This window comes from Micromonospora sp. SH-82 (genome assembly GCF_051132485.1).
Classification (GTDB): Bacteria; Actinomycetota; Actinomycetes; order Mycobacteriales; family Micromonosporaceae; genus Micromonospora.
In genome coordinates, this window is sequence record NZ_CP148049.1 from 4,249,888 (window position 1) to 4,264,213 (window position 14,326).

11 protein-coding genes are annotated in these 14,326 nt (G+C 73.1%); 5 read left to right on the forward strand and 6 right to left on the reverse strand.

Annotated features, from left to right (window positions below; translation table 11 throughout):
- Window positions 1-76: 76 nt before the first annotated feature.
- From WHN02_RS18960 to WHN02_RS18970, 3 genes are read right to left on the reverse strand one after another with little or no spacing between them, the layout of a single operon-like run.
- Window positions 77-1,048: a carbohydrate ABC transporter permease gene (locus WHN02_RS18960; RefSeq protein ID WP_434740053.1), complete on the reverse strand. Its 972-nt coding sequence runs from the start codon at window positions 1,046-1,048 to the stop codon at window positions 77-79.
- Window positions 1,045-2,058, reverse strand: a complete 1,014-nt coding sequence (locus WHN02_RS18965; RefSeq protein ID WP_434740054.1) for an ABC transporter permease — start codon at window positions 2,056-2,058, stop codon at window positions 1,045-1,047. The genes WHN02_RS18960 and WHN02_RS18965 overlap by 4 nt, the downstream gene beginning before the upstream one ends.
- Complete coding sequence (locus tag WHN02_RS18970) at window positions 2,055-3,722, reverse strand: ABC transporter substrate-binding protein (RefSeq protein ID WP_434740055.1); 1,668 nt, start codon at window positions 3,720-3,722, stop codon at window positions 2,055-2,057. The genes WHN02_RS18965 and WHN02_RS18970 overlap by 4 nt, the downstream gene beginning before the upstream one ends.
- Window positions 3,723-3,951: 229 nt before the next feature.
- Here WHN02_RS18970 and WHN02_RS18975 point away from each other — a divergent pair, with 229 nt between their 5' ends.
- The 5 genes from WHN02_RS18975 to WHN02_RS18995 all read left to right on the forward strand — a co-directional run bounded on the left by WHN02_RS18975 (window position 3,952) and on the right by WHN02_RS18995 (window position 10,768).
- Window positions 3,952-5,172 (forward strand): ROK family transcriptional regulator, encoded by a 1,221-nt coding sequence (locus tag WHN02_RS18975; protein ID WP_434740056.1) that lies wholly within the window; start codon window positions 3,952-3,954, stop codon window positions 5,170-5,172.
- Between the two features lie 239 nt (window positions 5,173-5,411).
- Window positions 5,412-7,907, forward strand: a complete 2,496-nt coding sequence (locus WHN02_RS18980; protein WP_434740057.1) for a glycoside hydrolase family 3 C-terminal domain-containing protein — start codon at window positions 5,412-5,414, stop codon at window positions 7,905-7,907.
- Window positions 7,904-8,929: a LacI family DNA-binding transcriptional regulator gene (locus WHN02_RS18985; RefSeq protein WP_434740058.1), complete on the forward strand. Its 1,026-nt coding sequence runs from the start codon at window positions 7,904-7,906 to the stop codon at window positions 8,927-8,929. Before WHN02_RS18980 ends, WHN02_RS18985 begins: the two co-directional genes overlap by 4 nt.
- 53 nt (window positions 8,930-8,982) lie before the next feature.
- Window positions 8,983-10,128, forward strand: a complete 1,146-nt coding sequence (locus WHN02_RS18990; protein WP_434740059.1) for a hypothetical protein — start codon at window positions 8,983-8,985, stop codon at window positions 10,126-10,128.
- A 298-nt stretch (window positions 10,129-10,426) separates the two neighbouring features.
- Window positions 10,427-10,768 carry an RNA polymerase-binding protein RbpA gene (locus WHN02_RS18995; protein WP_350896208.1) on the forward strand — a complete coding sequence of 114 codons (342 nt, stop codon included), beginning with the start codon at window positions 10,427-10,429 and terminating at the stop codon, window positions 10,766-10,768.
- A gap of 75 nt (window positions 10,769-10,843) precedes the next feature.
- On the opposite strand, the gene WHN02_RS19000 is transcribed toward WHN02_RS18995, so the two are convergent.
- Genes WHN02_RS19000 through lnt form a run of 3 tightly spaced genes read right to left on the reverse strand, consistent with a single transcriptional unit; the run spans window position 10,844 to window position 13,854 of the window.
- Window positions 10,844-11,407 (reverse strand): FxsA family protein, encoded by a 564-nt coding sequence (locus tag WHN02_RS19000; RefSeq protein ID WP_434740060.1) that lies wholly within the window; start codon window positions 11,405-11,407, stop codon window positions 10,844-10,846.
- Between the two features lie 57 nt (window positions 11,408-11,464).
- Window positions 11,465-12,262, reverse strand: coding sequence for a polyprenol monophosphomannose synthase (locus WHN02_RS19005; RefSeq protein ID WP_434740061.1), 798 nt, complete (start codon window positions 12,260-12,262; stop codon window positions 11,465-11,467).
- Window positions 12,263-12,315: 53 nt separating this feature from the next.
- Window positions 12,316-13,854, reverse strand: a complete 1,539-nt coding sequence (gene lnt / locus WHN02_RS19010) for an apolipoprotein N-acyltransferase (protein WP_434740062.1) — start codon at window positions 13,852-13,854, stop codon at window positions 12,316-12,318.
- Between the last annotated feature and the right edge of the window lie 472 nt (window positions 13,855-14,326).

Here is a 14,326-nt window from a genome sequence, read left to right on the forward strand (position 1 = left end):
TGGTGGTCGTGGCCGGTGGGTGGCCGGGTGTGGTGGTGCCCGGCCGCGCGGGGGCGGGCCGGGCGCCACGGGTCGGTCAGCCCTTCACCGCGCCGGTGATGACGCCCTTGGTGAAGTGTCGTTGCACGAACGGGTAGGCGATCACCGCCGGGAGGACCGTCACCACGACCACCGCCATCTTCACCGCCAGGGTCGGCGGGTACGCGGTGACGCCGGGGAGGCTGACCGCCGCCCCGGAGACGTTCGGGGACTGTCCGGCGAGGATGTAGCTCTGCAGTACCCGTTGGATGGGGAACTTGCTGTTGTCGTCGATGTAGAGGACGGAGTTGAAGTAGGCGTTCCAGTAGCCGACGGCGTAGAAGAGGCCGACGACGGCGATCACCGCGCGGGACAGCGGGAGGACGATCCGCCACAGGATGCGGAACTCTCCGGCGCCGTCGATGCGGGCGCTGTCGAGGAGTTCACCGGGGACGTTCATGAAGAACGCCCGGATGACCACCAGGTTGAACACGCTGATCGCGCTGGGCAGGATCAGCGCCCAGAGGCTGTCCTTGAGGCCCAGGCCGGTGACCACCAGGTAGCTGGGCACCAGGCCGGGGAAGATCAGGAAGGTGCCGAGGAACAGGAACAGCAGTCCCCGGTGGGCCACCGATCCGGGTCGGGACAGGCCGTACGCGGCGAGGACGGTGAGGACCAGGCTGACGGTGGTGCCGACGACGGTGACCAGGGTGCTGATCCACACCGCCTGGGCGATCGTGCCGCCGGAGAAGATCGAGATGTAGGCGGAGGGGTCGAACTCGCGGGGGACCACGACCATCCCGCCGGTGTCGTTGATGGTCTGGCGGGAGGCGAGGCTGGTGACCACGACCGTCCACAGGGGGAACAGGACGGCGAGGACGAGCAGGGTGAGGACGGCGCCCTTGCCGATCTGCCCGGCGGTGGTGGGGGGGTCCTCCCAGGCGGGGCGGTTGGGGGCGCGTCGGGGAAGTCGTGGTGTCGGGCGGGGGCCGGCGGCTACCGGTCCGGCCGGACTGATCTGGGTGGTCATGACCGGGAGTACACCCCCTGTTCGCCCAGCCGGTGGGCCATCTTGTTGGCCGCGATGATGAGGATCAGCCCGATGACGGCCTTGAAGAGTCCGGCCGCCGCGCCCTGTCCCCACTGCTGGGTGGCGATGGCATTGTGGTAGACGAACGTGTCGAGCACCTCGGCGGCCTGTCGGCCGACCGCGTCACGTTGGAGGATGAACTGCTCGAAGCCGACCGACAGGGCGTCGCCCAGGCGCAGGATGAGCAGCAGGATGATGACCGGCCGCAGGCCGGGCAGGGTGATGTGCCACAGGCGTCGCCACCGGCCGGCGCCGTCGGCCGCCGCTGCCTCGTACAGGTTCTGGTCGATGGCGGACAGGGCGGCGAGGAAGACGATGGCCCCCCAGCCGACGTCCTTCCACACCGACTCGGCGGTGACCAGGACGATGAAGGTGTCCGGGTTGGTCATGATGTCCCACGGTTGCAGTCCGGCCTGGCGCATCTCCTGGGCGAGCAGTCCGGCCCCGCCGAACATCTGCACGAAGAAGGTGACCACCAGCACCCAGCTGAAGAAGTGCGGTAGGTAGACCACGCTCTGGACGAAGCCGCGGACCCGGCCGGACACCACGCTGTTGAGCAGGATGGCCAGGAAGATCGGCAGGGGGAAGAAGAAGACCAGTTGGAAGGCGGTGATGGTGAGGGTGTTGCGTACGGCGTCCCAGAACAGCGGGTCGCGGAAGAGGATCTCGAAGTTGCCGAACCCGACCCACTCGCTGTAGAGGAACGCCTCCAGGGCGTCGTCGCCGACGAACGGGTTGTAGTCCTGGAAGGCGATGACGTTGCCCAGGGTGGGCAGGTAGTGGAAGACCAGGAGCAGCAGCGCGGCCGGTGCGGCCATCGCCAGCAGGGGCCAGTCGCGGCGGAGCCGGGCGCCGAGGGGACGGCGGCGGCGGGTGGGGGTGGGCGGGCCGTCCCCGACCGACCGACGTCGGTCGGTCGGGGACGGTGCGGGCGCCTGGGTGGGACTCATCGGCCGTTGTCGGACAGGGCCTTCTCGTGGAAGGCCCGCCCCTCTTCGCCACCGCCGGAGAGGAACTCCCGTCGCACCTGTTCCATGTCGGACAGCGGGCGTCGGCCGCGCAGGATGTCGCGGATCTTGTCGTCGGTAGGCTGGAGCTGCTTGGACCAGTTGGCGGGCAGTTCCAGTTTGATCCCGGCGAACAGGTCGGTCTCCCGACGGTCGAGGAACTTCTTGTGGTAGTCGATGTACTCCTGGACGTAGTTGGGTGCGTCGCCGCTGCGGACCTTGATGGGTGCCCGGCCGCCGAGGCTGTTGAACTGTCCGGCGAACTCCTTGCGGAACTGGTCGGTGGGGATGGGGCTGCCGTCGGGGGCCCGGGTGAAGTGCTTGCCCTCCTGGCCGTACTCGCGCAGTTCGTACTCGCGGCTGCCGAAGGGGGCGGCGCACCAGTTCATGACCCGCAGCAGTTCCTCCACCCGCTCCTTGGCGAGGTCCTTCTTGACGAAGGTGTAGAAGACCGGCTTGTCGCTGCCCCACAGCAGCGGGTCCTTGCCGCCGACGCCGAAGACCGGCAGGGGCTGCATGTCGAAGCCGGGGGTGACCTTGCTCTGTTCGCCCTGCGTGCCCGCCCAGGCGCCGGGGCCGTCCTGGAACATGAGGATCTTGCCGCCGTTGAACAGCTGCTTCTCGTCGGCGCCCTTGCTGGCCACGGTGTCGGGGTGCACGAGGCCCTCGGCGAACAGTCGGGCGGTGAACTCCAGGGCTGCGGTGAACTCGGCGGTCTCGTACTTGTGCTCCAGTCCGCCGTCGGGCTTCTTGCGCCAGATCTGGTGGCAGCCGTAGAACTGCTGCACCATGTCGAAGACGGAGCCGAAGGCCCACACGCCCCGGTCGGCGTTGGTGGCCTTCTTCCCGAACTCGTACAGCTCGTCGATGGTGGTGGGGGTGGCGAGGCCGCTCTTGGCGACGAGGTCCCGGCGGTGGTACAGCATCCAGGCGAACGCGCCGTCGGTGGGGAACGGGGCGGCGTAGAGGCGTCCACCCCACACGCAGTACTCCCAGGATCCGGTGGGCAGCGCCGCCAGGTACGGGTAGGCCGCCGACTTGTCGCCCTGGAGGTAGTCGGTGAGGTCGGTGAACAGGGCCTTGGTGGCGTCGGAGAACCGGGCGATCTTGTCGACCTCCCAGTTGGGGATGCAGAGCAGGTCGGGCACGTCGCGGGCGCCGAGCATGGCGCTGACCTTGTCGGCGTAGGTGTTGCCGTCCTGCACGCTGACGACGACCTCGACGCCGAGTTTGGCGTTGATCGCCTGGACGTACTCGTTGCGGTCGTTGCCGGGTGGGGTCGGTCCCCACCAGGGGCTGATGGCCCGGATCTGCTGCCCGCTGCGTCCCGGCTGCTCGGTGACGGCGTCGACGAGGTTCGTCGGGTACTTCAGGTAGCCGCTGGGGATCGGCCCCTCGCCGGGGATGTCCGGCTGGAGCAGGTCGGCGGCCCGGTACGCGGGCAGGACGGCCTTGATCGCGTCGGCCTGGGTGGCGCTGCCCTGACTGCCGACCTCCTTGCTGCAACCGGCCAGGGTGGCGCCACCCATGGTCGCGGCGGCACCGAGTCCGAACAGGCGCAGCACGGTACGGCGGTCGGCGGATGCGGCCGAGGGGGACGGCGTCACGGCGCACTCCCTTCATCTCGTCGAGACGGGTTTGCGGAGCAGGTTCGTCCCGCTAGGATTAGTTGGTGTTCTAGCCGAACAAACTAATCGACGGTGATTCGACCCACAAGGGAGCGCGCCGGGCGTGCACCGCCGGCGATCCGGCCCGACACGCCTCGATGCGCGATGATGACCGCGCGGCACCCGACCGGGAGATCGCGCACCACCGGTGCAGGGAGCGGGCCAGACAGTGATCAGCGTCCACAACGAACCGCAGCCGACCGACCTCGGCGACGTCCGCGTGGCCAACCGGGCCGTCGTGCTGCGCCACGTCCGGGTGCACGCCCCGTGCTCACGCGCCGACATCGCCGCGCAGACCGGCCTCAACAAGGCCACCGTCTCCAGCCTGGTCGGCGAGCTGATCGACCGTCGACTGGTCCGCGAGACCGGACTCACCGAGAACCGCATCGGCCGGCCCGCCACGATGCTGGTCCTCGACGGCGAACCGTACGCCGCACTGGGCCTGGCCCTGGCCGCCGACGAACTGGTCCTGGTCGCCGCCGACCTGGCCGGGAACCGGCTGCTGACCTGGCGGCGCGCCCTGCCGGTCGCCGTCTCCTCCCCCACCGACACCGTCCGGTCGGTGGCCGACCTGGCCCGCCGGGCGGCCACCCGGATCACCGGCGGCGGACGCACCGTGCTGGGGTTGACGGTGGGTGTCCCCGGTCTGGTCGACGCCACCGGCGCGGTGCCCCTCGCCGCCGCCCTGGGCTGGCACGACGTGCCCCTCGCCGCCGACCTGCGCGCCGCCCTGCAGGACCCGCCGCACACCGTCACCGTGGACAACGACGCCAACCTCGCCGCCCTGGCCGAGTACCGCCACGGCGGTCACGCCGGCGTCCCCGACCTGGTCCACCTCACCGGCGGCGTCGGCGTCGGCGTCGGGGTGATCTCCGCCGGGCGGGTGCTGCGCGGCGGCCGGGGCCTCGCCGGGGAGATCGGGCACCTCAGCCTCGACCCGAGCGGCCCGAGGTGCACCTGCGGGCGCGGCGGATGCGTGGAGGCGCTGCTCGGACTCGCGGCGGTGGTCCGCCGCCTGCTTCCCGACACCGCAGACGACGGGCCGGTCACCGACTACCTGCCGGAACTGGACCGGATCCGCGCCCTGGCCCGCGGCGGTGACCCGCAGACCCTGGCCGAACTGGCCGGCATCGGCAGGCACCTCGGCCACACGGCCTCCGTGCTGGTCAACCTGCTCAACCCGGAGGCCGTGACGGTGGGCGGGCACTTCGTGCCGTTGGCGCCGTGGCTGCTGCCCGCCGCCCGCACCGAACTGGCCGCCCGGGTGCTCGCCCCGCAGGCCGGCGGCGCCCGGCTGGACGCCTCCACCCTCGGGGCCACCGCGACCGCCCTGGGTGGAGCCGTCGCCGCCCTCGCCACCATCGAAAGTGGTCGACTTCCCGCGCGGTGACGACGCGGGTCCCCGCCAGATCCTGCACCCGCGACCCTTGACCGCATCGACAGGTGGTGCCACTGTCAAACGGCCGCCCCACGTCCGGGCAACGGGGGCGGCTCGTTCTCCCGGGCCGTCGAAGCGCTTCACCGCGTCGAGTCGACGCCCACCCCCACCACCGCGATGCCGCACGCCGCGACGGTCGTCGAAGCGCTTCGACCTGGTCGCCGGACGGCGAGCACGGAAGGTACGCCACCATGACCGACCGCACCGACCCGGCGACCGGCCCGACCACCGACCCCCGCGTCGACGACCTGATGGACCGGCTGACCCTGCCCGAGAAGATCGGACTGCTGCACCAGTGCCAGGCACCGGTGCCCCGCCTCGGCCTGACCGCCTTCCGGACCGGCACCGAGGCCCTGCACGGGGTGGCCTGGCTCGGCGAGGCCACCGTCTTCCCCCAGGCCGTCGGCCTGGCCAGCACGTGGAACCCGGAGCTGATCCGGTCGGTGGGCGCCGCCGTCGGCGACGAGGTCCGCGCCAAACACCAGGCCGACCCCGACGGCGTCGGACTCAACGTGTGGGCCCCGGTGGTCAACCCGCTGCGCGACCCCCGCTGGGGCCGCAACGAGGAGGGCTGGTCGGAGGACCCGTGGCTGACCGGCCTGCTCGCCACCGCCTACGCCCGGGGACTGCGCGGCGACCACCCGTGGCGGCTGCGCACCGCCCCGACCCTGAAACACTTCCTCGGCTACAACAACGAGACCGACCGGGACCGCACCAGCAGCGACCTGCCACCCCGGGTCCTGCACGAATACGAACTCCCCGCCTTCCGCGCCCCCCTGGCCGCCGGGGCGGCGGTCGCGGTGATGGCCTCCTACAACCTGGTCAACGGCGTACCGGCGCACCTGAGCCCCCTGATCGCCGACGAACTGCGCCGCACCGACGACGACGTCGTGGTGGTCGGCGACGCCGGGGCGGTCACCAACATCGCCGGATCCCAGCAGTACCTGCCCGACCACGTCACCGGGTTCGCCGCCGCGCTGCGCGCCGGCGTCGACAGCTTCACCGAGGACGGCACCGACACGACCCCCACCACCCGACGGCTGACCGAGGCGCTGCGCCGCGGCCTGATCACCGAGGCCGACGTCGACCGGGCGGTACGCCGCCTGCTCGTCCTGCGCGCCCGCGTCGGCGACCTCGACCCACCCGGCGACGACCCGTTCGCCGACGTGCCCCCCGACGTGGTCGACTGCCCCGCCCACCGCGACCTCGCCCGGGAGGCCGCCCGGGCGTCGGTGGTGCTGCTGCACAACGACGGGCTGCTCCCCCTCGACGTCGACGCCGCACCCCGGGTCGCGGTCCTCGGCCCCCTGGCCGACGCCGTCCACCAGGACTGGTACAGCGGCACCCCGCCCTACGCGGTGACCCTCGTCGAGGGCCTGTCCCGGCGACTGCCGTCGGTGACCACCCACCCCGGCACCGACCGGGTCGCCCTGCGCGTCGACGACAGGTACGTGACCTGCCCCACCGACCCCGACGGCGGCCCCCTCACCCTCGCCGACGGCCCCGACGACACCGGATTCGACGTCGTCGACTGGGGTGGCGGGGCGGTGGCCCTGCGGGCCGTCGGCAACGGCCGGCACGTCGGCGCCGACGACGACGGCGCCCTGGTCAACGACCGGCCCGGCCCCGGCGGATGGGTGGTCCGCGAGACGTTCCGGTTCCACCACCGCATCGACGGCACCGTCGTCCTGCACCACCTGGCCACCGGCCGGTACGTCGCCGTCGACACCACCGGAGGGCTGCGGGTCGACGCCACCGGCCCGGACACCGCGACCCCCTTCACCGTCGACCTCCTCGTCGACGGGGCCGCCGAAGCCGCCGCCCTCGCCGCCGCCGCCGACGTCGCGATCGTGGTGCTGGGCAACCACCCCATGGTCAACGGCCGGGAGACCGAGGACCGCGACGACCTGGACCTGCCCGCCGCCCAGGAGACCCTCCTGCGGACGGTCCGGGCGGCGAACCCGCACACCGTGCTGGTGGTCACCAGCAGCTACCCGTACGCGCTGGGCTGGGCGCGGCGACACGTACCGGCGGCGGTGTGGTCGGCCCACGGCGGCCAGGAACACGGCGCGGGCCTCGCCGCGGTGCTGCTCGGCGACACCGACCCGGGCGGCCGGCTGACCCAGACCTGGTACGCCGACACGGCGGACCTACCCGACCTCCTGGACTACGACATCATCGGTTCGGACGCCACCTACCTCTACCACCGAGGTGATCCGCTGTACCCGTTCGGCCACGGGCTCAGCTACACCACCTTCGACTACGCTGATCTTCGACTCAGCGCGGCGACGATGGCTGCGGGTGAGGAGGTGGTGGTGAGCGTCGAGGTCACCAACAGTGGCGTCCGAACGGGCGAGGACGTCGTGCAGCTCTACACCCGGCAGCGCCGGTCCCGGGTCAAGCAGCCGCTACGGCAGCTACGCGACTACGCCCGCGTCCGCCTGGCCCCCGGACAGACCCGGGTGGTCCGGCTCCGGCTGCGCGCCGCCGACCTTGCCCACTACGACCAGACACGACAGACGATGGTGGTGGAGGCGGCCACCCACAACGTCCTCGTCGGCCGGTCGGCACACGACGTACGCCTCGTCGGCACCGTCCGGGTCCACGACGGCGACACCGACGACACGACGTCGGTGCCCGCCGACACCGCGGGACGGCAGCCCTCCGGCGCCGGAGGGCGCCGGTGAAGTCACCCGACCAAATCACCATCGCCGACGTGGCCCGCCACGCCGGGGTCGCCGGCAGCACCGTCTCCTACGTCCTCAGCGGCAAACGCGCCATCTCGGAGGTCACCCGCAACCGGGTCCTGGCCAGTGTCCGGGCCCTCGGCTACCACCCCAACGCCGGAGCCCGCGCCCTGGCCAGCCGCCGCGCCAACGTCATCGCCCTGGTCCTGCCGCTGCGCGTCGGCATGCAGGTGCCGGTGGTGATGCAGTTCGCGATGGCCGTGGTGACCAGCGCCCGCAGCTTCGACCACGACGTGCTGCTGGTCACCTCCGACGAAGGGCCGGCCGGGCTGCGCCGCATCGCCGCCAGCGCCATGGTCGACGGCATCCTCCTGATGGACGTGGAACTCGACGACTCCCGGGTGCCGCTGCTGCGCGACCTCACCCGCCCCAGCGTCCTGATCGGTTTCCCCGCCGACGCCACCGGACTGACCTGCGTGGACCTGGACTTCCACCGCGCCGGGCAGGTCTGCGTGGAGCACCTGGCGCAGCTCGGACACCGCAGGATCGCCCTGCTCGGCGCACCACCGGCGGTCTACGACCGGGGCACCGGGTTCGCCCACCGCACCCGGGCCGGATTCACCGAGGCCGCCCACCGACACGGGGTCACCACGGTGACCCGCCCACTCCCGGAGGGCACCACGGCGGTCCGCCAGGGCCTGCTCGACCTGCTCGACCGGCACCCCGACGTGACCGCGCTGGTGGTGCAGAACGAGGCGGCGGTCGGCCCGGTCCTGGCCACCCTGCCCACCCTCGGACGTCGGGTGCCCCAGGACGTGTCGGTGGTGGCGATCTGCCCCGACCCGTTCGCCGAGCAGACCAGCCCCATGGTCACCTCGGTGCCGGTGCCCGCCGAGGAGGTGGCCCGGCAGGCGGTCGCCCTGCTGATGCGCAAACTCCGCGAGGACCCCGTACCGGATGCGACGTTGCTGTCCCCGCGCCTGACCGTCCGGGACAGCACCGCCGCCCCACCCCCGCCCTGACCACCCCCGCCGCCGACCCGCAGGGTGCCGGGGCGGGGCTAGAATTCGCCCCGATGGACGCCCCAGACACCGCCGTCGAGACCCGCCCCTGCGCCCACTGTGGACGTGACGTGCCGCAGCGCGCCGGAGCGGGCCGGCCGTTCCGCTACTGCCGCGACAACGACGGCGCCTGCCAACGGGACTCCCGCAACAACCGGATGCGGCACCGCAACGCCCCCGGCCTGCCCGGCCAGGTGGCCCGCACCTGGGAGGCGGTGGACCGCCTCGACCAGATCGTGGCGACCCTCACCGAGACCCTGCACGCCGAACTGTCCCCCGTCGGGGTGGAACGTCGACTCGCCCAGGTACGCGCCGAGGCCGCCGCCGCCGCCGCGCAGGCCCACACCGACCGCGACGAGGCCCGCCGCGCCGCCGAGGACGACCGGGCGGCGGCGGCGCAGGCCCAGCGGCAGGCCCGGACCGCCGCCGCCGACCGCGACGCCGCCCGCGCCCAGGCCACCCAGGCCACCGACCGGGCCGACACCGCCACGGCCCGCGCCGACCAGGCCGAACAGGCCCGCGCCCGGGCCGACCGCGACGCCAGCGCCGCGCAGGCGCTGCGCGTCCAGGCCGAACACGACCGCGACGCCGCCCGCCGCGCCGCCGAGACCCTGCGCACGGAACGGGACACCGACCGGCGGCTCCTGGCCGAGGCGACCGCCGACCGGGACACCGCCCGCGCGCAGGCCCGGCAGGCCGTCGAGTCGGCCCGGGAGGCGACCCGCCGCGCCGAGACCCTGCACGCCGACGCCGAGCAGGCCCGCACCGCCGCCCGGGAGGCCGTGGCCGCCGCCGCGCAGCACCACGCCGAGGCAGACCAGGCCCGCGCGGCGGCCGACGCCGCCCGCGCCGACGCCGCCGACGCCACCGCCGGGCGGGACCGCGCGCAGGCCGAGGCCCGGCAGGCCGTCGACGCCGCGTCCGCCGCCCGCACCGACGCCGCGACCGCCACCGCCCGCGCCGACGACCTCACCGCCCAGGTGGAGGCCGCCCGAGAGGCGGTGGCCGCCGCCCACGCCCGGCACGCCGACCTGGAGCAGCGGTTACGCGCCGCCCACGCCGACCGGGACGCCGCCGAACGGCGGTCCGCGCAGCTGGCCGACCAGGTCAGCAACCTCGCCTCGGCGTTGGCCCGTCTCGGCGCACCCCCACCCCGCTGACCCCACCCCGTGACCTGCGGCGCGTCGTCGGGAGATCCGCCCCGTACGGCACGGTCCAGCGGCTACGATGCGTCGACACCGAGGAACACCCGGCCGACCCCCGTCAGCGACGACACCGGCGCGTCGGCGGTGTCGCACGAGCCCGGCCGGGGACGAGCCCGCCGGGCGACTCGCGCGGCCGGTTACCCTTGCGGGGGCGCGGTCCGTCGCGGCCACCCACCACCGGGGGCGGGAACAACCCGGCGACCACGGACCGTTACACGATAAGACCAGCACCACGAACGAGGGGAAGTCGATCATGGGCGAGCGCATGCTGCGCGGAAGCCGTCTGGGCGCGGTGAGCTACGAGTCCGACCGCAACACCGAGCTCGCGCCACGGCAGACCCGGGAATACCTGTGCGCCAAGGGCCACCAGTTCGAGGTGCCGTTCGCCGTCGACGCCGAAGTCCCGGTCACCTGGGAATGCAAGTTCGACGGCAGCGTCGCCCGACTGGTCGACGGCAACGAGCCGGAACAGAAGAAGGCCAAGCCCCCCCGCACCCACTGGGACATGCTGCTGGAACGCCGCTCCATCACGGAGCTGGAAGACATCCTCGCCGAACGGCTCCAGGAGGTCCGCACCCGCCGCGGCCGCGCCTGACCGCACACACCACCGACGCGCCCCCCGGAAGGACGTCCTTCCGGGGGGCGCGTCGTCGTCAGCTGGTCCACCCGCTCACCGGCGACGCGGCTCCACGATCTCACCCTCGATCGCCGCACCCGCGTCGACCACCGGCTCCGCCACCACCGTCGCCTCCGCCGCAGACTCCTGCCCCGACGACGCCGGCCCCGCAGCCGACTCCCGCTGCGGATCACCCCGGTACACCCGCACCTTCCGCGGACCGAACAGGTCACCGGCCACCATCGACGACACCCGCCGCTCCGCCGCCCGCTGCACCCCCGCCCGGGCCGCCGACCGCACCGGCGGCACCAACAACACCACCCCCACCACCGACGTGAACAGACCCGGCACCGCCAACAACAGGGCACCCAACAAACCCAACAGCCCGTCGGTCACCTGCCGCCCCGGCGGCTGCCCCGACTCCGCAGCCACCCGGAAACCCCGCCACGCCCGCATGCCCTCCCGCCGCAGCGACACCAGCCCGGCAAGCGACGCGGCGAACACCGACAACACCGCCCACCCGAAACCCAGCCACCGGCCCACCGCGACGAACACCGCCACCTCGGCCACCACGACCAGCAGCAGCCCCAGCGGCACCAACCTCAGTCCCCGGCGCATGTCACCCCATCCGCTCCTCGGCGCGTCCCCGGCCCCTCCAGCATGACACGCCCGCGATCACGGCCACCGCACCTGACCGTCCGGCGTCCCGTGCAACCCCCGCCGCCACGCCGTCCGACGGTCCTGCACCGCCCACCCGGTGATCCGCCACAACGCCTCCACCACGATCCGGGGACTCATCTTGCTCGCCCCCCGCTCCCGCTCGGCGAACGTGATCGGCACCTCCACGATCCGCAGCCCCGCCCGATGCGCCAACCGCGACAACTCCACCTGGAACGAATACCCTTGCGAACACACCGACCCCAGATCCAACGCCGCCAACGCCGCCCCCCGATACACCCGATACCCGCCCGTCGCGTCCGACACCGGCATCCCCAACGCCCACCGCGCGTACAGGTTCCCGCACCGCGACAGCAACAACCGGCGCACCGGCCAGTTCACCACCCGCGCACCGGCCGTCCACCGCGACCCGATCACCACATCCGCGTCCCGGGCCGCCGCCAACAACCGCGGAAGATCCTCCGGGGCGTGCGACCCGTCGGCGTCCATCTCCACCACCGCGTCGTACCCGCGCCGCCGCGCCCACGCGAACCCCGCCAGGTACGCCGCCCCCAACCCCTCCTTACCGGGCCGGTGCAGCACGTGCACCCGCCCGTCGGCGGCGGCCAACCCGTCCGCCACCACCCCCGTACCGTCCGGACTGTTGTCGTCGGCCACCAACACGTGCACCGCCGGGTCGGCCCGCAACACCCGGGCCACGATCGCCGCCACGTTGTCGGCCTCGTCGTAGGTGGGGATCACCACCAGCACCCGACCCGGCCGGCCACCCGCACCCCGTCGCACCGCCTCGGCCACCGTGCTCTCCTCCCGTCGACGCCGGCCACCGGCCGGCCCGGGCACCACACGACCTAGTCGAGTCGACCGCGCCGCCGCGCCACCGCCGCGACCACCAGGACCGCACCGGCCACCACGACCAGCACCACCTCCGGCCACACCCCGACCCGGGTGGCGACGGTCCGCCCGTCACCCACCTGCATCTGCCGCGTCACCACCGCGGCGGTGTCGAACTCGGTGGCCTGGTGTACCCGCCCGTCGGGGGTCACGAACCCGGACACCCCCACCGTGGAGGCCATCAACCCCTCCCGGCCGTGCTCCACCGCCCGCAACCGCACCATCGCCAACTGCTGACGGGCCTCGGCCACGTTGAACGTCGCATTGTTCGTCTGCACCGCCAACACCTGCGCCCCACCGGTCACCGTGTCCCGGACCAGCCCGTCGTAGGCCACCTCGAAACAGATCACGTCACCGAGGACCACCGGCCCCGACGCCACCACCCCCGGCCGGGTACCCGCCACGAAATCCGACCGCACCCGGTCGACCTGCGCACTGACCATCCGCGCCAGCTTCCGCATCGGCACGTACTCGGCGAACGGCACCGGATGCCGTTTCGTGTACAGCTGCGACATGTCGGCGCCGGTGCCCGGCCGCCACAGGATCCCCGCGTTGTGCACCTGCCCGGCCTGCTCACCCAACAACACCGCACCCACCAGGATCGGCGCGCCGATCGCGTCGGCCGCCCGGGAGATCTCCGCCCCCGCCCCCGCGTCACGCAACGGGTCGATGTCACTGGAGTTCTCCGGCCACACCACCACGTCCGGCTGCGCCGCCAGCCCCGCCCGCACCTGCCCGGCCAGGTCGACGGTGGCCCGCACATGGTTGTCCAACACCGCCTGCCGCTGCGCGTTGAAATCCAACCCCAACCGCGGCACGTTGCCCTGCACCACCGCCACCGTCACCCGCTCACCGGCACCCCGGACCCCCACCGGCACCGACAACCCCACCCCCACCACCGCCACCGTCGCCGCGACCCACCCCACCACCGGCCGCCACCGCACCCCACCACCGGCCACCCGCCACCCCGCCGAAACCACCAACCCACCCACGACCGCCACCGCGAACGTCACCAACGGCGCCCCACCCACCGCCGCCAACCGCAGCATCGGCGAATCGTCCTGGCTGAACGCCAACCTCCCCCACGGGAACCCCCCGAACGGGAACCGCCCACGCACCGCCTCCTGCCCCACCCACAACACCCCGGTCACCAACGGCCAACTCCACCGCACCCGGTCCACCACCGGCGACACCCACGCCACCGCCATCCCCAACACCGCCAGATACGCGGCCTGCACCACCGACAACAACACCCACGGCAGGTAACCGGTGTGCAGGTTCGTCCACGACAGCAACGGCGCGAACAACGCCAACCCGGCCACGAACCCCACCGCCGCGCCCGCCCGCAGCCGCCGCCGATGCGCCACCGCCGCGAACAACGCCACCCCCACCGGCGCCAACGGCCACCACCCGTACGGAGGAAACGCCAGCAACAGCGCCACACCCGCCGCCACCGCCAACGGCACCGCCACCCGCAGCGGCAACGCAGCCCCCACGGGAACGCCCCGACCAGGCCACCCCGCCCTCGTCCGCTCCCGATCCAGGGTCGTCACCGGCACCTCACCACGATCACCCGCCGAAGGCTACCCGCCGCCCCCACCGACCGGCCCGCCACCACCCGGTGGCCACCACGACAAATCGGGGCGCGGCATACGCCGCGCCCCGATGCTCCCAGGCCCTTCCCGGCCGGTGCGGCGAGAATGCGGCACGCCGACCTTCGGACCGACCCGACGGCAAACTGGCTGCCCCCGCCTGGCCGTTGTCTACTGGCCGTGCACCACACCCTGCCCGAACACCGGTAAACGCGGCCGGTCCGCGCCGCCCCGCCGACCCCCGCCCGCTGGACCTGGCCGCCGCAACACATCGCACCGTGTCACTCGGCCAGCGGACGAAGGGACGAAGCGAACAACAGCCGCTTCCCGTAGTAGGACTCAAAGACGGTACGTGCTGGACCCCTAACCCTGTCAA

Excerpts from the sequence above, each read along its gene's own strand:
- WHN02_RS18960 (WP_434740053.1), bottom strand. The coding sequence starts at position 1,048 with ATGACCACCCAGATCAGTCCGGCCGGACCGGTAGCCGCCGGCCCCCGC.
- WHN02_RS18965 (WP_434740054.1), bottom strand. The coding sequence starts at position 2,058 with ATGAGTCCCACCCAGGCGCCCGCACCGTCCCCGACCGACCGACGTCGG.
- WHN02_RS18980 (WP_434740057.1), top strand. The coding sequence starts at position 5,412 with ATGACCGACCGCACCGACCCGGCGACCGGCCCGACCACCGACCCCCGC.
- WHN02_RS18990 (WP_434740059.1), top strand. The coding sequence starts at position 8,983 with ATGGACGCCCCAGACACCGCCGTCGAGACCCGCCCCTGCGCCCACTGT.
- WHN02_RS18995 (WP_350896208.1), top strand. The coding sequence starts at position 10,427 with ATGGGCGAGCGCATGCTGCGCGGAAGCCGTCTGGGCGCGGTGAGCTAC.
- WHN02_RS19000 (WP_434740060.1), bottom strand. The coding sequence starts at position 11,407 with ATGCGCCGGGGACTGAGGTTGGTGCCGCTGGGGCTGCTGCTGGTCGTG.